The sequence below is a fragment of the Roseateles sp. YR242 genome, from assembly GCF_900109745.1.
Lineage (GTDB): Bacteria > Pseudomonadota > Gammaproteobacteria > Burkholderiales > Burkholderiaceae_C > Roseateles.
In genome coordinates, this window is sequence record NZ_FOAV01000002.1 from 270,547 (window position 1) to 290,129 (window position 19,583).

18 protein-coding genes are annotated in these 19,583 nt (G+C 64.4%); 12 read left to right on the plus strand and 6 right to left on the minus strand.

All coding sequences use genetic code 11. From position 1 onward, the window contains the following. Positions 1-24 precede the first annotated feature (24 nt). From BMY53_RS04835 to BMY53_RS04855, 4 genes are all read right to left on the minus strand, one after another. Complete coding sequence (locus BMY53_RS04835) at positions 25-1,032, minus strand: beta-ketoacyl-ACP synthase III (protein ID WP_092944226.1); 1,008 nt, start codon at positions 1,030-1,032, stop codon at positions 25-27. Then, positions 1,029-2,171, minus strand: coding sequence for a phosphate acyltransferase PlsX (plsX, locus tag BMY53_RS04840; RefSeq protein WP_092944228.1), 1,143 nt, complete (start codon positions 2,169-2,171; stop codon positions 1,029-1,031). The genes BMY53_RS04835 and plsX overlap by 4 nt, the downstream gene beginning before the upstream one ends. Positions 2,172-2,479: 308 nt before the next feature. Continuing rightward, entirely contained in the window at positions 2,480-2,665 is a 186-nt protein-coding gene (gene rpmF, locus BMY53_RS04850) for a 50S ribosomal protein L32 (protein WP_092944232.1), read from the minus strand. Between the two features lie 203 nt (positions 2,666-2,868). Continuing rightward, a complete protein-coding gene (locus BMY53_RS04855) occupies positions 2,869-3,405 on the minus strand; it encodes a YceD family protein (protein ID WP_255370034.1) in 537 nt (178 codons plus the stop codon). 102 nt (positions 3,406-3,507) lie between these two features. Here BMY53_RS04855 and BMY53_RS04860 point away from each other — a divergent pair, with 102 nt between their 5' ends. Further along, the gene (locus tag BMY53_RS04860; RefSeq protein ID WP_092944236.1) at positions 3,508-4,206 is read left to right on the plus strand and encodes a Maf family protein; all 699 of its coding nucleotides are present in this window, start codon (positions 3,508-3,510) and stop codon (positions 4,204-4,206) included. Continuing rightward, complete coding sequence (locus BMY53_RS04865; RefSeq protein WP_092944238.1) at positions 4,203-4,973, plus strand: SAM-dependent methyltransferase; 771 nt, start codon at positions 4,203-4,205, stop codon at positions 4,971-4,973. The genes BMY53_RS04860 and BMY53_RS04865 overlap by 4 nt, the downstream gene beginning before the upstream one ends. Before the next feature lie 51 nt (positions 4,974-5,024). On the opposite strand, the gene BMY53_RS04870 is transcribed toward BMY53_RS04865, so the two are convergent. Both BMY53_RS04870 and BMY53_RS04875 read right to left on the minus strand, forming a co-directional pair. Next, entirely contained in the window at positions 5,025-6,548 is a 1,524-nt protein-coding gene (locus BMY53_RS04870; RefSeq protein WP_092944240.1) for a DEAD/DEAH box helicase, read from the minus strand. A 69-nt stretch (positions 6,549-6,617) separates the two neighbouring features. Continuing rightward, on the minus strand, positions 6,618-7,739 hold the full coding sequence (locus BMY53_RS04875; protein WP_092944242.1) for an MraY family glycosyltransferase: 1,122 nt from the start codon (positions 7,737-7,739) through the stop codon (positions 6,618-6,620). Positions 7,740-7,873: 134 nt separating this feature from the next. Between BMY53_RS04875 and BMY53_RS04880 the strand changes: the two genes are divergently transcribed. From BMY53_RS04880 to BMY53_RS04925, 10 genes are all read left to right on the plus strand, one after another. Then, on the plus strand, positions 7,874-9,952 hold the full coding sequence (locus tag BMY53_RS04880; protein WP_255370035.1) for an SLBB domain-containing protein: 2,079 nt from the start codon (positions 7,874-7,876) through the stop codon (positions 9,950-9,952). 5 nt (positions 9,953-9,957) lie between these two features. Then, a complete protein-coding gene (locus BMY53_RS04885) occupies positions 9,958-11,076 on the plus strand; it encodes a GumC family protein (RefSeq protein ID WP_218151177.1) in 1,119 nt (372 codons plus the stop codon). A 182-nt stretch (positions 11,077-11,258) separates the two neighbouring features. After that, positions 11,259-11,618, plus strand: coding sequence for a MarR family EPS-associated transcriptional regulator (locus BMY53_RS04890; RefSeq protein WP_218151178.1), 360 nt, complete (start codon positions 11,259-11,261; stop codon positions 11,616-11,618). A gap of 20 nt (positions 11,619-11,638) precedes the next feature. After that, on the plus strand, positions 11,639-12,631 hold the full coding sequence (locus tag BMY53_RS04895; RefSeq protein ID WP_092944246.1) for an FAD-binding oxidoreductase: 993 nt from the start codon (positions 11,639-11,641) through the stop codon (positions 12,629-12,631). Between the two features lie 16 nt (positions 12,632-12,647). After that, a complete protein-coding gene (gene rfbF / locus BMY53_RS04900) occupies positions 12,648-13,421 on the plus strand; it encodes a glucose-1-phosphate cytidylyltransferase (protein WP_092944248.1) in 774 nt (257 codons plus the stop codon). Between the two features lie 8 nt (positions 13,422-13,429). Further along, positions 13,430-14,521: a CDP-glucose 4,6-dehydratase gene (gene rfbG, locus BMY53_RS04905; protein WP_092945107.1), complete on the plus strand. Its 1,092-nt coding sequence runs from the start codon at positions 13,430-13,432 to the stop codon at positions 14,519-14,521. Beyond that, positions 14,518-15,870 carry a lipopolysaccharide biosynthesis protein RfbH gene (gene rfbH / locus BMY53_RS04910; RefSeq protein ID WP_092944250.1) on the plus strand — a complete coding sequence of 451 codons (1,353 nt, stop codon included), beginning with the start codon at positions 14,518-14,520 and terminating at the stop codon, positions 15,868-15,870. The genes rfbG and rfbH overlap by 4 nt, the downstream gene beginning before the upstream one ends. Before the next feature lie 12 nt (positions 15,871-15,882). Continuing rightward, positions 15,883-17,700, plus strand: a complete 1,818-nt coding sequence (locus BMY53_RS04915; RefSeq protein ID WP_092944252.1) for a thiamine pyrophosphate-binding protein — start codon at positions 15,883-15,885, stop codon at positions 17,698-17,700. 32 nt (positions 17,701-17,732) lie between these two features. Further along, positions 17,733-18,665: an NAD-dependent epimerase/dehydratase family protein gene (locus BMY53_RS04920; protein WP_092944254.1), complete on the plus strand. Its 933-nt coding sequence runs from the start codon at positions 17,733-17,735 to the stop codon at positions 18,663-18,665. Between the two features lie 32 nt (positions 18,666-18,697). Then, complete coding sequence (locus tag BMY53_RS04925; protein WP_092944256.1) at positions 18,698-19,579, plus strand: acetaldehyde dehydrogenase (acetylating); 882 nt, start codon at positions 18,698-18,700, stop codon at positions 19,577-19,579. Positions 19,580-19,583: the final 4 nt, after the last annotated feature.

Sequence of the window (19,583 nt, forward strand, 5' to 3'; positions counted from 1 at the left end):
AGGGGGAAAAGCGAATGCGCCGGATCAGAAGTCCAGCAGCACCGCGCCCCAGGTGAAGCCACCGCCCACGCCTTCCAGCATGACGGTGTCACCGCGTTTGATCTTGCCCGAACGCACAGCCGCGTCCAGCGCCAGCGGGATCGAGGCGGCGGAGGTATTGCCGTGCTCGTCCACCGTCACGATCAGCTTGTCCAGGGACATCTTCAGCTTCTTGGCTGTGCCCTGCATGATGCGGATGTTCGCTTGGTGGGGGATCAGCCAGTCGATGTCTTCATCGGTCAGACCGGCCTTGTCCAGCACCGCGCGCGCCACCTTGTCCAGCACGCCCACGGCGAGCTTGAACACGGCCTGGCCGTCCATCTTGAGCAGCGGATGGCCCAGCACCTCGCCACCGGACACGGTGCCGGGGGTGCAGAGAATGTCCACGTGGCGGCCGTCGGCGTGCAATTCGCTGGCCAGGATGCCGGGGGTGTCGCTGGCACCCAGCACCACGGCACCGGCGCCGTCGCCGAACAGCACACAGGTGGTGCGGTCCTTGAAATCCAGAATGCGGGAGAACACTTCAGCGCCCACCACCAGCGCCTTGCTGGCAGCACCGCTCTTGATCATCGAATCCGCCACGGTCAGCGCGTAGACAAAGCCGGAGCAGACCGCCTGCACGTCGAACGCCGGGCAGCCATGGATGCCGAGTTTTTGCTGCAGCAGGCAGGCCGTGGACGGGAAGACCATGTCCGGCGTGGACGTGGCCACGATGATCAGGTCGATCTCTTCGGCCGCCACACCGGCGGACGCCAGCGCCGCACGGGCGGCCGGCAGGGCCAGGTCGCTGGACGTGGTGTCCTTCTCGGCGAAGTGACGGGCATGAATGCCGGTACGTTCGACGATCCACTCATGGGAGGTCTCGACACCCTCCTGCGCCAGCCGGTCCGCCAGGGCCTGGTTGGTGATCCGGGGGCCGGGAAGAAAACTACCCGTTCCGAGGATGCGTGAGAAGCGTGAGGGGTTGGGGGAAGAATGGGGGGCAGTGGTCATGCAGCATGGGCAGCGGTAGCCGCCGTGTCTCCAGCATCGTCGCCCTCCTCACCGGCAGGCACTGGCAATGCCTGCATCGTTGCGACGATTCGATCATGAACCCGGTCTAGAAGCCGGTTGCGGGCCGCATCATACGCCCTGTTCAAAGCCTGCTCGAAGGCAAACGCATCGGCCGAACCATGGCTCTTGAACACCAGACCACGCAGCCCCAACAGGGCCGCGCCGTTGAATCGACGATGATCGACGCGGTTCTTGAAACGTTGCAGGATCGGCATGGCAAGAAGAGCGACGATCTTGGTCCAGCCATTGCGGGTGAACTCCGCACGGATGAAGCTGGAGATCATGCTGGCCAGCCCTTCGGCCGTCTTCAACGCCACATTGCCGACGAAACCATCACACACGACGATGTCGGTCGTGCCCTTGAAGATGTCGTTGCCCTCCACGTTGCCGTGAAACTTGAGGGTGCGGTGGGCATGGGCCTCGCGCAGCAGTTCGCCAGCGCGTTTGATGGTCTCGTTGCCCTTGATCATTTCTTCGCCGATGTTCAGCAGGCCCACGCTGGGCTCTTCCTTGCCGTCCACGGCGGAGACCAGGGCACTGCCCATCACGGCGAACTGCAGCAGGTGTTCGGGGCCGCAATCCACATTGGCACCCAGATCCAGCACAGTGGTGAAGCCGCCTGTCTGGTTGGGCATCACCGTGGCAATAGCCGGCCGGTCGATGCCCTCCATGGTCTTGAGCAGGTACTTCGCCACCGCCATCAGCGCGCCGGTGTTGCCCGCAGAGACACAGGCCTGTGCCTGGGCGAGTTCGCCGCCCTTGCCCGCTTTCAACTGCTGGATGGCCACCCGCATGGACGAATCCTTCTTGCGGCGCAGCGCCACCTCCAGCGCATCGTCCATGGTCACCACCTCGCTGGCCGGCACGATGCGGCAACGTGGCCAGGCAGCCGCTTCAGCCAGCGCCGCCGGCTGGCCAACAAGCAGTAGTTCGGCCTGCGGATGATTGGCCAGAAAGGCCTTGCAGGCTGGCAAGGTGATGGAGGGACCGTGGTCGCCACCCATGCAATCCACCGCAAGCCGTAAGGGCGTCAGGGGCGACGTGGAGGACGAAGACTGCTGGGCGTGGGTGTCAGACATCGAAACCAATGAGGGACAGGAAAAAGGGCCAGCCGCTCTGGTGCAGCCGGCGGTTCACGTTACGCGAGACCGCCGCAGCCGGCAAGGATGGCGGTGAGATGCGGCAAAGCGCCTGCCTGCCGCCGTGACCCGATCGGACCATGGCAGCCCCACCATGCCAGACATGTGCACCAGCAATGCAAAAGCCCGGCAACGCCATGCGCTGAACCGGGCTTTGGAAGCAAGAGGTCTGCAAGGACCAGATCATGGCGCTGGGCGCCATGAGAGTGCTAGCGTCTACTGAACGTGACCGACCAATGTCGGAACGATCAGGAGGCGTCAGCCTTGGTCTTCAGGACCTTGCGGCCACGATAGAAGCCGTTGGGGCTGATGTGGTGACGCAGATGCACTTCACCAGTGGTGGGCTCGATAGCAGTGCCCGGGGTGCCCAGGGCATTGTGCGAGCGGTGCATGCCACGCTTGGAAGGCGACTTCTTGTTTTGCTGAACGGCCATGAAAATTCTCCTAAAGGCTTCGGCGCGGTGATCAACGACTGATCAAGCTTCGTAAAAATTCGAGGCCTGCGAAGGCTGGGAGACCTCTAAAACAGATAAGAGTTTGTCCACAACCGATGCCTCGCCCCGGATGAGCAACCAAGTGGATTCAGATGAATTCACCTGCTTGAACCGGGGAAGCCCGCGAGTGTAGCACAGCGTCTTCAGGCTTTACCAGCCGTTCCCTTCTTCAGGGCTGCCAGTGCAGCGAAGGGGTTCGGCCGCTCCTCGGCCTCCTCTTCTTCCAGCTCATCTGGCTCTGCCAGGGGCAGCGGCTCCGGGCAGACATCGTGACGCGGCACCAGCGGCAAGGCCAGCAGCAATTCGTCTTCAGCCAGGTCTTGCAGGTTCAGGTGGCGGGGCAGCGCGAGGACGTCGTCGTCGCCGTCCATGTCCAGCTCGGCCGCCTGCTCTTCGTCCCGGACAAAACGGAACCAGCGAGACACAGCCACCTCTTCCTGGACGGGTTTGAGGCAGCGCTGGCAGGTCTGCGCCACCTGGGCTTGCGCATCCAGGCGCAGCCAGATCTGGGCCTCGCTGCCCCGCGGGGTGCGGATCTCGCCGATGGTGGACCAGCGCACCGCCGGCCAGCCGACTGCGGGCGCCTCGGCCGCTGCCGTGTCCGCCAGGCGGGTCAAGGCGGCGGCAGGCCACTCGCCTTCCAGCAACTCACCCTCGCGGGCAAAGACTTGGACATCCAATTTGAGGGGGTTCGGGGCACGCGACTTCATAGCCCGCAAGTGTACGAGGCTGGCCCGCCTCAGCAGCCAGCACCCCGTGCCGCCGATGGGAGAATCCGGGTCATGAGTGTTGTCGCCCCTGAATTCCCCATGAACACACCGCGCCGCCTGGTGCTGGGCTCCACCTCCCGCTATCGGCGCGAGTTGCTGGCGCGGCTTCAATGGCCGTTCGACGTCGCTTCCCCCGACGTCGACGAAACCCCACGCCCCGACGAAGCCCCGCAGGCGCTGGCTCGCCGGCTGGCACTCGCCAAGGCGCAGGCCGTTGCCAGCCGCTGGCCGGAGGCGATCGTGATCGGGTCGGACCAGGTGGCCGACCTGGACGGGCAGCCCCTGGGCAAGCCCGGCAACCATGAACGGGCCGTGGCGCAGTTGCGCGCCATGCGGGGAAAGACCGTGATCTTTCACACGGCACTGGCGGTCGTCTGCCAGTCCAGTGGCTTCACCGCCACGGACCTGGCGCCGGTGGAAGTGCGTTTCCGCGATCTCAGCGATGCAGAAATCGAAGCCTACCTCCGGGCCGAGCAGCCCTACGACTGTGCGGGCAGCGCCAAGGCAGAAGGCCTGGGCATTTCGCTGCTCGACGCCATCCAGTCCGATGACCCAACAGCCCTGATCGGTCTGCCGCTCATTCGCACCTGCACCCTGTTGCGGCAGGCGGGGCTCAGCCTGCCGGCGACGACGTCCAGCGCCAGCAACGCCAGCGGCAACAACGCCACCCACCTTCCCTCCCCAGCATCCGTTTCCGGAGACCATTCGTGACCCAGGGCCGCCTTTATCTTGTTCCCAACACACTGGACTTCGGCATTGACGGCCAGGAAGTGGATCTGCGGGAAGTGCTGCCGGATGCCGTCATCGCCAAGGCCGCGAGCATCACGCACTGGGCCGCCGAGAACGCCAAGACCACCCGCGCCTTCCTCAAGCGCGTGGACACCGTCCACCCATTGGCCCAGCCGTTGCAGCAACAGCAGATCCTTGAGCTGCCCCGCCCGCCCAAAGGCCGCCCACCCACTGCCGCGGACGACGGCGCCTGGCAAGCCCTGCTGGCACCGGCTTTGAACGGGGTTGACGTGGGTTTGATTTCGGAAGCCGGCATGCCGGCAGTGGCCGACCCTGGGGCGAAGCTGGTGGCGGCTGCACATGCTGCGGGTGTCCGCGTGGTGCCGCTGGTTGGCCCCAGTTCACTGCTGCTGGCCGTGGCGGCCAGCGGACTGAACGGACAGAGCTTCGCCTTTGTGGGCTACCTGCCGGTAGACACGGGCGCACGGCAGGCACGGCTGAAGGAGTTGGAAGCCTGGTCCGCGCGCGAGCAGCAGACCCAGCTGATGATCGAGACGCCCTACCGCAACAGCGCCCTGCTTCAGGCCTTGGTGACCCAGCTCAAGCCGGGCACCCTGTTGTCGGTGAGCTGCGGGCTGAGCCTTGCGGACGCCTGGACCCATAGCGCCACCGTGGCGCAATGGCGCAAGGCACCTCGTGCGGTGCCGGACAAGGTGCCGGCAGTATTTGCTTTCCTGGGCGCGCGCTGAGAACCGGGGCCGAAGGGACATCGGCCTCCCGGCCGACCTCCCTGACTCTGATCAGGACTCGGCGGTCTCCGCCGGTCGCTTGGCGCCGAACAGTGCGGCGACCTTGCGCTTGGGCTTGACGCTGCTGGCAGAAGAAGCGCCGCCGCGCGCTGCCTGCACGGCACTGGCAGAAGCACTGTCCCAGCTCGGCGGCTCGACGCGGTCCGAGGCCTCATAGGGCTTGTCGAACAACGGATCGTAGGGCGCGCGCTGCTGGGGCCGGGGCGCGTGGGACGAACCATAGGCCTCATCACGCCGGTCTTCCCGTTCGCGACGGGGGCGATCCTCACGACCGCCTTCGGAGCGGCTTTCAGTGCGACCGCCTTCGGAGCGGTCATCCCGGTCGCGGCGTTCGGCGCGGCGCGGACGCTCGTCCTCCAGTTGCACCGGCTCCAGTTCCAGCTTGCGCTTGATCAGTTTCTCGATCTCGGCCACCAGGCGGGCGTCCGAACGGGACACCAGGGTGAAGGCCAGGCCCGAGGCGCCGGCACGGCCGGTGCGGCCGATGCGGTGCACATAGTCTTCGGCATTGAACGGCACGTCGAAGTTGAACACCGCTGGCAGATCGGCGATGTCCAGGCCACGGGCCGCCACGTCGGTGGCCACCAGCAGCTCGACTTCACCGCGCTTGAAGGCTTCCAGCGACTTCAGGCGCTCGTCTTGCGACTTGTCGCCGTGCAGGGCCGCCGTCTTCAGGCCATCACGCTCGAACGAGCGCGCCAGCCGCGCGGCGCCCAACTTGGAGTTCACAAAAACGATGGACTGCGTGATCTGGCGCTGGCGCAGCAGGTGCAGCACGGCAGCACGCTTGTCGTCATCTTCCACACTGAAGAAGCGCTGCTCCACGGTCGAGGCCGTGGCATTGGGCCGGGCCACTTCCACCAGCTCGGGCTCCTGCAGGTAGCTCTGCGCCAGCCGCTTGATCTCGGGCGAGAACGTGGCCGAGAACAGCAGGGTCTGGCGGGTCTTGGGCAGGAAGCTGAGGATGCGCTGCAGGTCCGGCAGGAAGCCGATGTCCAGCATCCGGTCGGCCTCGTCCAGCACCACGTACTCCACCTGGTTGAGCACGCAGTTCTTGGCTTCGATGTGGTCCAGCAGACGGCCCGGGGTGGCGATCAGCACTTCCACGCCGCCCTTGAGCTGCAGCGTCTGGGGTTTCATGTCCACACCGCCGAAGACGCAGGCCACACGCAGCTGCGTGTGCTTGGCATAGGACTTGACGTTGTTGGCCACCTGGTCGGCCAGTTCCCGGGTGGGTGCCAGCACCAGGGCACGCACGGGATGGCGGGCGGGGGAGGCGCTGGCATTCTCATGCTTGAGCATGCGCTGCAGCAGCGGGATGGAGAAGGCGGCGGTCTTGCCGGTGCCCGTCTGGGCGGCGCCCATGACATCGCGGCCGGAGAGAACAACGGGAATCGCTTTGGCCTGGATGGGCGTCATCGTCGCGTAGCCCTGGTCATCCACGGCGCGGAGCAGCTTGGCATCCAGCGGCAGCGTGTCAAAACGCGGACTTGGCGTCGGAGTGGTTTCTGTCATGGGGCCGGATTATCCCTTATGCCCCGGATCCGGCCCAAATCGGGCTGAAATCCTTGAAACGCAGCGTGTTCAGGGCCGGTGGGGAGGCGCCTTGCGGGGATCCCCCCGGAACACCATCCACTTGGGCGTACGGAACCGGACGATGCGCCAATAGAGCGCCACATAGGCCACCCCGAACAACACCATGCAGGCCAGGATCATGGGGGTGGAGTTCCAGAACAGCAGCGCCGGCGCCAGGGAGGAGATGCACAGCGTCCACAGATAGGGGGCCGTCATCGAGTTCCGGCGTGTCATGACACGAGCATCCCGTGCGCCTACCGCCCAGCGCATCAGGCGGCGATAGATCAGCGAGTGCAGGTGAATGCCATCAGGCGCACCGGGAGAAACGTCCCGCAGCACGCGACGGCGGTAGATGGAGAACAGGGTCTCGAACACCGGGTAGATGCAGACCATCAGCGCGAACAAGGGGGAGACCTGGGGATGACGGGAGATCAGCAGGATGCCCATCTCTGCCAGGTAGAACCCCATGAAATAAGCACCGCCATCCCCCAGGAAGATCATGCCCGCCGGGTAGTTCCACACAAAGAAGCCCAGGATGGCGCCCACGCCGGCCAACGCCCAGAGCGCCAGGCCGGTGTCGCCCACCTGATAGGCCACATAGGCGAAGGTCAGCAGCATCAGGCTGACACACATGGAGGACAGGCCATTGAAGCCGTCGATGATGTTCACCGAATTGGCCACACCGGCCACGGTGAACACGGTGGCGAGGAAGGCGCCCACGGAGGTGCCGACGATCAGATCCAGGCCGGGGATGTCGGTGCGGGTGATGGCAGCACCCAGCACGAAGACGCCCAGGGCCGCTGACACCGCAGTGGCCAGCAGCCGCTTGGCCGGGGAGACACGCTTGGTGAAATCTTCGATGAGACCGGCGCCGAAGGCGGGCAGCCCACACAGCAGCAGCAAGGCGCCCAGGCGCGCATTGGGATCGCCCTGCAGGTAGCCGACGGCCACCATGCCCACCAGGCCGATGAAGATGCCCACACCGCCAATGCGCGGAACCGGTCGCGCATGGAACTTCTGGGGTCCGGACAGGTCATGGTCCGCCGACAGGTGACCGTGCCGGGTCGATGAATGCACCACATAAAGGGTGACCACCGCCGCCAGGGCAAAGGGGATCAACAGAAACAGCATGCGCGGCAGTGTAGCGATGCTGTTTACGTGCTTAGCGGTTTTGGCGCCACAACGTGCTCTTAGAATGCGGCGGCTTGCTGTCGGGGCGCTCTGCCCTCACGGCGGTCCCACTGCAGCCTTGGATGAGATCACGCATGGATATCAGCGCCGCTTGCGCCCCTGTTCCGGCGACCCGCCTGAACCGTTTGAACCGCCTGGCGCGTCATGCCCGTTTGGCCGCTCTCGCCTGTGTCTTCGGGCTGGGCGCCATGGGCGCCCTGAATGCGTATGCCGCTGACAACGAAAACTACGGCACCATGGGCAGCGCCAGCAGCGGTTCGGACATATCCGGCCCGGTGCGCCTGAATTCCAGCCGGCAGGCTGGAAGCGAAGGCAACAACACCCAATCGGCCAACAACAACCAGCAGTACGACAGCCGCAGCAAGACACGTTATGTGCCCGGCGAGTTCGAAATCTACGTGAACAAGCTGCTGGGCATCGACCTTCAATTGCTGGAAGAACAGCAGAAGAAGGAGCGACTGAGCGAGCGCACCGCCGTGCAGTCGACCAGCGCCAACAACACCAACGCGGCCAACGACGGCAACCCATCCCCCACCAAGCGCATCAACCCTGATGAGGTGATCCGCCGATTGGGATCGGACCTGATGCTCGACGACAGTCCGGGCAGCAATTCCGGTGCCGACGGGCCCCGGGAGGCGCCGCCGGACTACCTGATTGGCATCGGCGACGAAGTGCAGGTGACCATGTGGGGGTCGGTGGACGCAGACCTGCGACTGACCGTGGACCGCAGCGGCCGCATCACCATCCCCCGCGTAGGCCCGGTGATGGTGGCAGGCGTTCGCTATGGTGACCTGAACGATGTGGTTCGAGGCCGCGCGGGGCAGGTCTTCAGGAATTTCCAGGTCAGCACCTCACTGGGCAAGCTGCGCACCATCCGCATCTATGTCACCGGCTTCACCGCCAAGCCAGGCGCCTACACCGTCAGCAGCCTGGCCACCGTGGTCACTGGCCTGATCCGTGCCGGGGGCCCTTCGGCGGCCGGCAGCTTCCGCCAGATCGAGCTGCGCCGCAACGGCGAGGTGGTCGCCAAGTTCGACGCCTACGACCTGCTGCTCAAGGGCGACAAGACCACCGACCGGGCCTTGCAGGCCGAAGACGTGATCCATATCGGCCCCATTGGCGCCCAGGTGGCCATCCTGGGCAGTGTGAACAAGCCCAGTATTGCCGAGCTCAAGCCCAATGAAACCGTTGAAGACGTGCTGGCCATGGCTGGTGGCTTCAGTGCTGTGGCGGACCGCTCGCGCGTCTCCGTCGAGCGCCTGAGCGAACGGACGGACAGGCGCGTTGTCGAACTTCAACTGCCCCAGCAACTGCAGGCCGGCATCAGCAATGGTGATGTGATGCGCGTCTTCAGCAGCGTCAACACCCAACTGCCGCAATACAAGCAATACAAGCGGGTGCAGGTTGAAGGCGAAGTGGCCCGGCCAGGGGAATACGTGCTTCCGCCGGCCGCCACGCTGAGCGACGCCATCCAGGCCGCCGGCGGCCTCACGCCGCAGGCTTTTGTCTTCGGCACCGATTTCTCCCGCGAGAGTGTTCGCCTGTCCCAGCAGGAGAATTACGACCGGGCCCTGCGTGACCTGGAAACCGAGTTCACCCGCAACACGGCGACCCAGCGCGCCATCAACGCGGACGATGCTGCCGCACAGGCGCAGCGCGCGGCGGGCTCGGCCCGCCTGATCGAACGTCTGCGCGCCGTGCGCCCGACGGGTCGCATCGTGCTGCAACTCGAACCTGAAGCACAAGTCCTGCCATCCCTGACCGTCGAGGACGGCGACAAGCTACGCATCCCGCCTCGCCCCACCACCGTGGGCGTGTTTGGTAGCGTCTTCAATGCCGGCAGCTATTTGCTGAACAGCGGCGCATCGGTGGATGACACCTTACGCCTGGCGGGCGGGCCCACCCGCGGGGCCGACCCCAGCAGCATTTTCGTGCTCCGCGCCAATGGCGGCGTGGTAAGCGCCCGCCAGTCCAGCAGTGGCTGGCTGGGCTTCGGCTCCAACCTCTCCAGCCTGCCAGCCCTGCCCGGTGACACGGTGTTCGTGCCGGAAGAAATGAACAAGACAACGTTCATCCAGGAAGCCAAGGAGTGGACCACCATCCTTTACCAGTTCGGCCTGGGCGCAGCAGCACTGAAGACGATTCGCGAATGATGGACATGCAAGCCACCGGAACGCCCCCGACCGAGGGCTCGAACGGCGCCACAGCCGCCCCCCAGACCGTCACCCTGCGCGACGTCTACACGGCCGTCCGTCCGCGTTGGAAAACGCTGCTGCTGGCGTCCGTGGCTGCGGGCGCCTTCGCCTATGGCATCAGCCTCCTTATACCGCCCACGTTTACTGCCAAGACCTCGATCATCAGCCCTCAACAGCAGCAGAACTCTGCGGCGGCGGCACTGTCCTCGCTGGGTGCCTTGTCCGGCCTGGCAGGGGCTGCAGGCGTGATCAAAAGCCCGTCGGACCAATACATCGGCCTGATGCAAAGCGTCACCGTGAGTGACCGTCTGGTGGACGAATTCAAGCTGATGGACCTGTATGACGCCAAGTTCAAGGAAGATGCTCGCAAGACGCTGGAAAAGCGTGTGCGCATTAGCGCAGGCAAGAAGGACAACCTGATCTCCGTGGAAGTGGATGACCGGGACCCTGTGCGCGCCGCTGCAATGGCCAACGCTTACGTCCGGGAACTCAAACAGCTGACCAACGGCCTGGCTTTGACCGAGGCGCAGCAACGCCGCAACTTTTTCGAGCAGCAGCTGACCGAGACCAAGGAGGCCCTGAAGGTCGCCCAGCGCGCGCTCGAGAAGAGTGGCTTCAGCGCGGGCGCCCTCAAGAGCGAGCCCAAATCTGCCGCCGAGGCCTACGCCCGGGTCAAGGCGGAAATCGCCTCGACAGAGGTGCGCCTGGGCTCGCTGCGCAGGACGCTGACGGAAACCGCCCCGGAGATCCAGCAGCAGACGGCAGTGCTGTCGGGCCTGCGCAGCCAGCTCGCCGGCCTTGAGCAACCGCTCCAGGCGGGTGGCAACCAGGACTATGTGTCGGCCTACCGGGAATACAAATACCAGGAAACGTTGTTCGAGGTCTATGCCCGGCAGTTCGAACTGGCCAAGATGGATGAGGCCCGCGAAGGCACGCTGATCCAGGTATTGGACCCGGCCACGCCGCCGGAAAAGCGCAGCAAGCCGCGCCGAAGCACGATTGCAGCTGGCGCCGCTTTCGTGACTTTCCTGCTGCTTTGCCTGTTCTTCACTCGCCGTCATTTCCGGACAACGACGGCCTGAACCCCTCGAAGCGGCTTGCAGGTCGCGTGTGGCAGATGTCGCCGCGCCTGCCGCCGCCGCCCCGGCGAGCGACAGCTCTCATCGGTGCTTGATGGCAACAAACAGCGATTAACCGCAATGGACAGCGGCGGAGCCGCAGCCGCCCATGCTAGAGTGCCACCCGTTCAACGCATGAACGGACCATGTTGATGGATCAGACACCGCCCGACGACCCCCTGGACTACGAGCTACTGCGCCATTTGGAGCAAAAGACCGACAGCAACCAGCGAGATCTGGCCAAGCGCTTGGGCGTCAGCGTGGGCAAGATCAATTACTGCATGCGTGCGGTGGTGGATCGTGGCTGGGTAAAGGTCAACAACTTCCGGCGGGCGGATAACAAGCTGGCCTATGCCTACCTGCTCACGCCCAGCGGTGTTCACGCCAAGATGCGGTTGGCACGGGCATTCCTGGCCCAGAAGGAGCAGGAATTCGAAGCTCTGCAACGTGAGATTGATGTGCTGCGTCATGAGGTCGACAACAACATGAATGACCAGCGCGGATAACAGGATTCGGAAGAAGAGGCATGCACTCAGTCACCATCAGCAGCGGAAAGACTTTCGTCACCAATGATGGCGAAACGATGCTTGATGCTGCCTTGCGCCAAGGCGTGGTGCTGGACTACAGCTGCCGTACCGGCCGCTGCAGTTCCTGCAAGGGTCGTGTGCGCGCGGGCGAGACGGTGGCCAAGCAAGACGAAATCGGGCTGAGCGCCGAACAGCGGGCCGAGGGCTACATCCTCACCTGTGTGCGCGGCGCCGTCGGCGCCGTGACGCTGGAGATCGACGATCTTGGCGACATCGAACTGCCCGAGGCCAAGACCGTGCCATGCCGCATCCAGACGGTCGAGCGCATTTCCCATGATGTCGTGCGCGTCATGCTGCGCTTGCCACCGACCAGCCGGCTGCCGTTCCTGTCGGGCCAGTACATTGATGTGATTGGCCCCGACAGCATTCGGCGCAGCTACTCGCTGGCCAACGCACCGCGCGAGGATCAGCAACTGGAGCTGCATATCCGCGAGGTGCCCGGCGGCGCCATGAGCCAATACTGGTTCCATCAAGCCAGGGCCAACGATCTGCTGCGCCTGCGTGGCCCCATTGGCACCTTCTTCTTGCGCGGGCAGGCCGGCAAGGATCTGGTGCTGCTGGCCACCGGCACCGGCATCGCCCCGGTCAAGGCCATCCTCGAAGACGTGGTGCGCCGCGAGCCGGCTGCTCAGCCGCGCAGTGTCACGGTCTACTGGGGCGGACGGCACCGGGATGACCTCTACTGGCATGCACCGGACCAGCCGGGGCTCCGGTTTGTCCCCGTGCTCTCCCGTGCGGATGACAGCTGGACGGGCGCACGCGGCTACGTCCAGGACATTTTCCTTGGCGAGGTCAGAGACCTCCCAAACACCCTCGTCTACGCCTGTGGCTCGGACGCCATGATCCACAGCGCCCAGGCCCGCCTGCAAGCGGCTGGACTACCTGACAGGCAATTCCACTCCGACGCCTTCGTGTGCTCGGCTGCCACCTGAACCAATAGGGACAACCATGAAAGCAGTGATCCTGGCCGGCGGCCTGGGAACCCGACTGAGCGAAGAGACCAGCACCCGGCCGAAACCCATGGTGGAAATTGGGGGCAAGCCCATTCTCTGGCACATCCTGAAGATGTACTCGCATCATGGCGTCAACGACTTCGTGATCTGCTGCGGCTACAAGGGCTATGTGATCAAGGAGTACTTCGCCAACTACTTCCTGCACATGTCCGATGTCACCTTCGACATGCGCAGCAATCGCATGGAAGTGCATCACAAGCGCGCCGAGCCCTGGAATGTCACGCTGGTGGATACCGGTGACGATTCCATGACCGGTGGTCGCCTGCACCGGGTGGCCGACTATGTGCGCAACGAGGATGCCTTCTGCTTCACCTACGGTGACGGTGTCAGCGACCTGAACATCGGCGCCGCGATCGAATTCCACCGTCAGCACGGCAAGGCCGCCACGCTCACGGCCACCTTCCCGCCGGGCCGCTTCGGCGCGCTGGACATCGAAAACAACCAGATCAAGCGCTTCATGGAGAAGCCCAAGGGCGATGGCGCCATGATCAATGGTGGCTTCTTTGTCCTCTCCCCGCGCGTGCTGGACTATCTCGAGGACGACAACACCGTGTGGGAGCAGCAGCCCCTGCAGCGCCTGGCGGCCGATGGCGAGCTGATGGCCTACGAACATCACGGGTTCTGGCAGCCGATGGACACCCTGCGCGACAAGACCCACCTGGAAGAACTTTGGGCTTCCGGCCGGGCCCCCTGGAAAACCTGGAAGTGAGCCTGGACATGAGCCACGCCCGCTTCCCCGCACAGACCGACCCGGCCTTCTGGTCTGGCAAACGTGTCCTGCTGACCGGCCACACCGGCTTCAAGGGCAGTTGGCTGAGCCTGTGGCTGCAATCCATGGGCGCACAGGTGCGCGGTGTCGCCCTGGCGCCCCCCACACAACCCTCGCTGTTCGAGGTTGCAGGTGTCGCCCAGGGCATGGAGCACCACGTCGTGGACATCCGCGACTTTGCAGCCGTGCAGGCCCAGATGACCGACTTCCGACCGGAGATCGTCATCCACATGGCCGCACAGCCGCTGGTGCGGCTCTCCTACCAGCAGCCGATACAGACCTATGCCACCAACGTGATGGGCACGGTGCATGTGCTGGAGGCCGCGCGCCATGTGGGCACGGTCAAGGCCATCGTCAACATCACCACCGACAAGTGCTACGAGAACCGCGAATGGGTTTGGGGCTACCGTGAAGACGAGCCCATGGGCGGTCATGACCCCTACTCCAACAGCAAGGGCTGTGCGGAACTGGTCAGCAGCGCCTACCGCAAGTCCTTTCTGACGGATGCCGGCATCGCCATGGCCACCGCACGTGCGGGCAACGTCATCGGCGGCGGCGACTGGGCGGCCGATCGTCTGCTGCCCGACATCTTGCGCGCACTGGAAAAGCGCGACCCCGTCCTCATCCGCAACCCCCATGCCATCCGCCCCTGGCAGCATGTGCTGGAGCCCCTTTCCGGTTATCTCCTGCTGGCCGAGCGCCTCTACACCCAGGGCCAGGCCGATGCCGAAGGTTGGAACTTCGGTCCCCGCGACGAAGACGCACGGCCCGTGCAATGGATCGTGGAACACCTGTGCGAGCGCTGGGGCGACGGCGCCCGCTGGACACTGCAGCCTGGCAACCACCCGCACGAGGCCCACTTTCTCAAGCTGGACATCTCCAAGGCCCGTCAACGCCTGAACTGGGCGCCGCGCTGGTCTCTGGAGACCGCCCTGTCCCGCATCACCGACTGGCATCAGTCCTGGCTGGATGGCCAAGACATGCGCGCCTTCTGCCTGAATCAGATTTCCCTGTATTGCGACCACCGAGCCGACGCATGAGCACTACCCCTGTCAACTTCCAACCGCAGCTGGACAAGCTGCGCAGCCAGATCAGCGACCTGGTCCAGCAATATGCCGACATCGCCTATGCCCCCAAACCCTTCATCGCCGGCCAGACCGCGGTGCCGGTGTCGGGCAAAGTGATCGGAGCCAAGGAGCTCCAGCTGATGGTCGAGGCCTCGCTGGACGGCTGGCTGACCACCGGCCGCTTCAACGCGCAGTTCGAACAGCGCCTGGCGCAATTCCTGGGCGTGAAGTACCTGATCACCGTGAACTCGGGCTCGTCCGCCAACCTGGTGGCCTTCTCCGCGCTGACCAGCCCCAAGCTGGGCGACCGCGCCATCAAGCAGGGCGACGAAGTGATCGGCGTGGCCGCCGGCTTCCCCACCACCGTCAACCCCATCCTGCAGTTCGGTGCCGTGCCGGTGTTCGTGGATGTAGACCTGGCCACGCACAACATCGATGCGAGCAAGATCGAAGCGGCCATCACGCCCAAGACCAAGGCCATCATGCTGGCCCACAGCCTGGGCAACCCGTTCAACCTGGACGTGGTGACCGCCCTGTGCAAGAAGCACAACCTGTGGCTGGTGGAAGACTGCTGCGACGCGCTGGGCGCCACCTACGACGGCAAGCTGGTCGGCACCTTCGGTGACATCGGCACGCTGAGCTTCTACCCGGCCCACCACATCACCATGGGCGAAGGCGGTGCGGTGTTCACCAACAACGCCGAGCTGAAGCTGATCGCCGAATCCTTCCGCGACTGGGGCCGTGACTGCTACTGCCCGCCCGGCAAGGACAACACCTGCGACAAGCGCTTCTGCTGGACCAAGAAGGACCTCGGCGGCGACCTGCCGGACGGTTACGACCACAAGTACACCTACAGCCACCTGGGCTACAACCTCAAGATCTCGGACATGCAAGCCGCCTGCGCCCTGGCGCAGATGGACCGCGTGGACGAGTTCATCGCCAAGCGCCGAGCCAACTTCACCTACCTGAAAGACCGCCTGCAGAGTTGCGCCGAATTCCTGCACCTGCCGGAAGCTACGCCGAAGTCCGAACCCTCGTGGTTCGGCTTCCCACTCGTGGTCAAGGAGGCCAGTGGCATCAAGCGTACCGACCTGATCAACTTCCTGGAAGAAAACAAGATCGGTACCCGCCTGCTGTTTGCCGGCAACCTGACCAAGCAGCCCTACATGGCCGGTCGAAACTTCCGCGTCAGCGGCGAGTTGACCAACACCGATGTCGTGATGAACCAGACCTTCTGGCTGGGCACCTTCCCGGCGCTGGGGCCCGAGCAGCTGGACTACATCGCCGACAAGCTCGAAGAGTTCTTCGGCCTTAACTTCTGATCGGACGACAAGATGAGCAACCAGGCCAAGGTCAGCGACGAAGTTGCGATCCTTCTTGAGCAGATGGGCATCCGCCACGCCTTCGGCATCATCGGTGCGGGCAACGTTCATTTGTTCGAATCCATCACCAGGCATGGCTACACCGAGATCGTCTGCGTGCACCATGAACAGGCCGCCACCATGGCCATGCAGACCTACTACCGGACCCACGGCAAGCTCGCGGCAGCGTTGCTCACCACCGGTGGTGGCGCCACCAATGGCGTGACCGGCGTGGTATCCGCCTGGGCCGATTCGGTGCCCGGCCTGGTGATTGCCGGCAATGAGAATGGCAAGTTTTGCGACCCTGCCAACCCGCTGCGCATGTGGGGCGTGCAGGGCTACGACTCGGTGCAGATGGTTGAGAAGGTCACCAAGTACGCAGCCCGCGTGACGGACCCGACACAGACCCTGTTCGAACTGGAGAAGGCCGCCCATATCGCACTGGACCGCCGCCCCGGCCCGGTCTGGATCGAGATCCCGATGAGCGTGCAGTCCACTCGCCTCGACCCGCTCACGCTGGCACATTTCACACCGCAGGAAGTGCCTCGGCTGGCGCCAGCCGACGCGTCGGTCCAACGCGTCGTCCAAGCCCTGCGCGAAGCGCGCCGCCCGGTGCTGTGGCTGGGCCATGGCATCCGCCTGGCCGGTGCCGCCGATCGGCTGCTGCCCTTCCTGGAGACCCTGGACATTCCGGCCCTGGTCAGTTGGGCCGGCATTGACATGCTGGACTCCAGCCACCCACGTGTGGTGGGCCGCGCAGGCGTCTACGGCCAGCGCAACGCCAACTTTGTGCTGCAGAACAGCGACTACATCCTGTCCATCGGCAACCGCATGGCCATTCCGCAGGTCGGCTACGACCTCACCGAACTGGCGCGCGGTGCGCAAATCGATGTCGTGGACATCGACGAGACCGAAGGCCGCAAACTGGGCGACCGGGTGCGCGAATTCATCCATGCCGATGCGGGCGCCTTCATTGATGCGCTGCAGCAGGCAGCCACAGGTGGCATCGGTGCCAAGACCGAGTGGCTCGCCCAGGTCCAGACCTACCGTGAGACCTTCCCCTGGATCGGTACGGAACACGACGATTCGGACGGCTTCATCAACTCCTACCGCTTCATGGAGCGCCTGAACAGGGTCTTCAAGCCCGACCAGAAGGTCGTCACCGACATGGGCACGGCCCTGCTCTGCGGCCACCAGGTTCTGAAGTTCGAACCCGGTCAGCGCCTTCTGACCTCCACGGGCCTGGGGGAAATGGGCTACGGTCTGCCAGCGGCAATCGGTGTGTCCTTTGCCACCGACCGTGGCGAAGTGATGTGTCTGAACTGCGACGGCGGCATGATGATGAACCTGCAGGAACTGCAGACCATCGCCCACCACCGCCTGCCCATCAAGCTGTTCATCTTCAACAATGACGGCTACCTGATGATCAAGCACACCCAGAACGCCCTGTTCAACAAGGCGGGCTATGTGGGCACCAACAAGACATCGGGGCTGTCCTGCCCGGACTTCAGCAAGGTGGCGGCCGCCTTTGACATGCCGGCCTTCCAGATCCGTGGCTGGGACGAGTGCGACAGTGTGCTGGCACAGGTCCAGGCCCATGACGGCCCGGTCATCTGCGAGGTGTTCATGCACCCCGAGCAGTTGTTCGTGCCCAAGTTGTCGGTGGCGCAAACGCCGCAGGGCACGCTGGTGTCACCGCCGCTGGAAGATCTGTCGCCGCTGGTCCCGCTGGAGATGCTGGAGACGGCCATGCTCGTGGGTGTGCATGACAAGTCCCGTTCGCTGCGCTGAACGGCCCCAACGCGGATGCCCCAGGTGTAACCATGGCCCAGACCCTCGCCTTCCTCGGTGCCAACAGCCAGATCGCGCGCGACCTGATCCTGTCGATGGCTGCGTCTGGCCGCGACGATCTGCTGCTCTTCGGGCGGGACGTTGCGGCCCTGCAGCATTGGATCGAGGTCAACGGTCTGGGTCGCCAGTGCCACGCGGCGGGCTATGACGCCTATGGCCATACGCCCCATGACGCCGTGCTGAACTTCGTCGGCGTCGGCGACCCACGCAAGGCGGTCGAGATGGGAGCCTCCATCTTCGAGATCACGCAGCATTTCGACGATCTGGTGCTGCGCGGCCTGGCCGATCATCCGGATCGCCGCTACATCTTCCTGTCCAGCGGCGCCGTTTACGGCGACGCGTTCCAGCAGCCGGTCGGTGCGCAGACGCAGGCCCGTGTGGCCATCAACCAACTGGGCCCGCAGGACTGGTATGCCGTGGCCAAGCTGCATGCGGAGGCGCGCCACCGTTCGCGGGCGCAAACCGCCATCGTCGACCTTCGGGTCTTCAACTACTTCAGCCGCACCCAGAGCCTGGCCTCTCGCTTCTTCATTACGGACCTGCTGCGTGCTGTCCGCGACCGCGAGACCGTTACGGTGTCGCCGGACTATATGGTTCGGGACTTTCTCCACCCCAGCGATTTCCATCGCCTAGTGGACGCCGTGCTCGCGGCACCGCCAGCCAATGCTGCATTGGACTGCTACACCACGGCCCCGGTAGACAAACCCACGTTGCTGCAGTCTTTGCATGAGCGTTTCGGCCTGGCCTACCAATTCTCGGCACCGGCCGCAAACGTGGCGGTCAATGCCACCGGCGCCAAGCCGCATTACTACTCCCTGAACCGCAAGGCCGAAGCCTTCGGCTATACCCCCGCGCATTCGTCGATCAGTGGCGTGCTGGAAGAAGCAGCCGCGCTGCTCGCCTGATCAAAGCGCCCCTACCGCTACGGAAACATTCGATGGCACAGCAAAAAACCCGGGTCGCTATCCTCGGCACCGGCAACATCGGCACCGACCTTCTGATCAAGGCGATGCGCTCAGACCTGCTCGAATGCACTCTCTTCGTGGGCCGCAACCTGCGCTCCGACGGGATGCAGAAGGCCAGTGAACTGGGCGCGCCGATCTCCGATCGAGGCATAGACGGTATCGTCCAGCACGCCGACAACATCGACATCGTCTTCGATGCAACCTCCGCCGCCGCGCATATGGTGCATTGGCCGGTGCTGCAGAAACTGGGCAAGACGGTGATCGACATGACGCCTGCCAAGATTGGCGACCTGTGCGTGCCGGCGATCAACACTGACCAGATCATCGCCAGCCGCGCCCAGAACATCAACATGATCACGTGTGGCGGCCAGGCCTCCGTGCCCATCGCCAATGCCATCGCCGCCGTGCAGGATGACATCGAGTACATCGAAGTGGCCTCCAGCATCGCCTCGCGCAGCGCTGGTCCGGCCACGCGTGCCAATCTCGATGAATACATCGAAACCACCGAGCAGGCCCTGATCAAGTTTGGCCGTACCCGACTCGCCAAGGCCATCCTGATCCTCAATCCCGCAAGGCCGCCAATCGACATGCAGACCACTATTTATGCCAAGGTCGGCAATCCGAACCTGGCTGCAATCCGGGCCTCGGTGGCTGAGATGATCACCCGCATCAAGCAATACGTCCCCGGTTACCAATTGATCGTGCCGCCTACCATCGAAGGTGGCAAGGTCATGACCACCGTCAAGGTGCTGGGCAACGGCGACTACCTGCCCCGCTACGCCGGCAATCTGGACATCATCAACTGTGCAGCCATCGGCATCGCCGAGCGCATCGCACGCCAACGCACGGAGTGAACGT

Coding starts and splice junctions, on each gene's coding strand:
- BMY53_RS04835 (WP_092944226.1), bottom strand. CDS start 1,032: ATGACCACTGCCCCCCATTCTTCCCCCAACCCCTCACGCTTCTCACGC.
- plsX (WP_092944228.1), bottom strand. CDS start 2,171: ATGTCTGACACCCACGCCCAGCAGTCTTCGTCCTCCACGTCGCCCCTG.
- rpmF (WP_092944232.1), bottom strand. CDS start 2,665: ATGGCCGTTCAGCAAAACAAGAAGTCGCCTTCCAAGCGTGGCATGCAC.
- BMY53_RS04860 (WP_092944236.1), top strand. CDS start 3,508: ATGAGTGTTGTCGCCCCTGAATTCCCCATGAACACACCGCGCCGCCTG.
- BMY53_RS04870 (WP_092944240.1), bottom strand. CDS start 6,548: ATGACAGAAACCACTCCGACGCCAAGTCCGCGTTTTGACACGCTGCCG.
- BMY53_RS04875 (WP_092944242.1), bottom strand. CDS start 7,739: ATGCTGTTTCTGTTGATCCCCTTTGCCCTGGCGGCGGTGGTCACCCTT.
- BMY53_RS04880 (WP_255370035.1), top strand. CDS start 7,874: ATGGATATCAGCGCCGCTTGCGCCCCTGTTCCGGCGACCCGCCTGAAC.
- BMY53_RS04885 (WP_218151177.1), top strand. CDS start 9,958: ATGCAAGCCACCGGAACGCCCCCGACCGAGGGCTCGAACGGCGCCACA.
- BMY53_RS04890 (WP_218151178.1), top strand. CDS start 11,259: ATGTTGATGGATCAGACACCGCCCGACGACCCCCTGGACTACGAGCTA.
- BMY53_RS04895 (WP_092944246.1), top strand. CDS start 11,639: ATGCACTCAGTCACCATCAGCAGCGGAAAGACTTTCGTCACCAATGAT.
- rfbF (WP_092944248.1), top strand. CDS start 12,648: ATGAAAGCAGTGATCCTGGCCGGCGGCCTGGGAACCCGACTGAGCGAA.
- rfbG (WP_092945107.1), top strand. CDS start 13,430: ATGAGCCACGCCCGCTTCCCCGCACAGACCGACCCGGCCTTCTGGTCT.
- rfbH (WP_092944250.1), top strand. CDS start 14,518: ATGAGCACTACCCCTGTCAACTTCCAACCGCAGCTGGACAAGCTGCGC.
- BMY53_RS04915 (WP_092944252.1), top strand. CDS start 15,883: ATGAGCAACCAGGCCAAGGTCAGCGACGAAGTTGCGATCCTTCTTGAG.
- BMY53_RS04920 (WP_092944254.1), top strand. CDS start 17,733: ATGGCCCAGACCCTCGCCTTCCTCGGTGCCAACAGCCAGATCGCGCGC.
- BMY53_RS04925 (WP_092944256.1), top strand. CDS start 18,698: ATGGCACAGCAAAAAACCCGGGTCGCTATCCTCGGCACCGGCAACATC.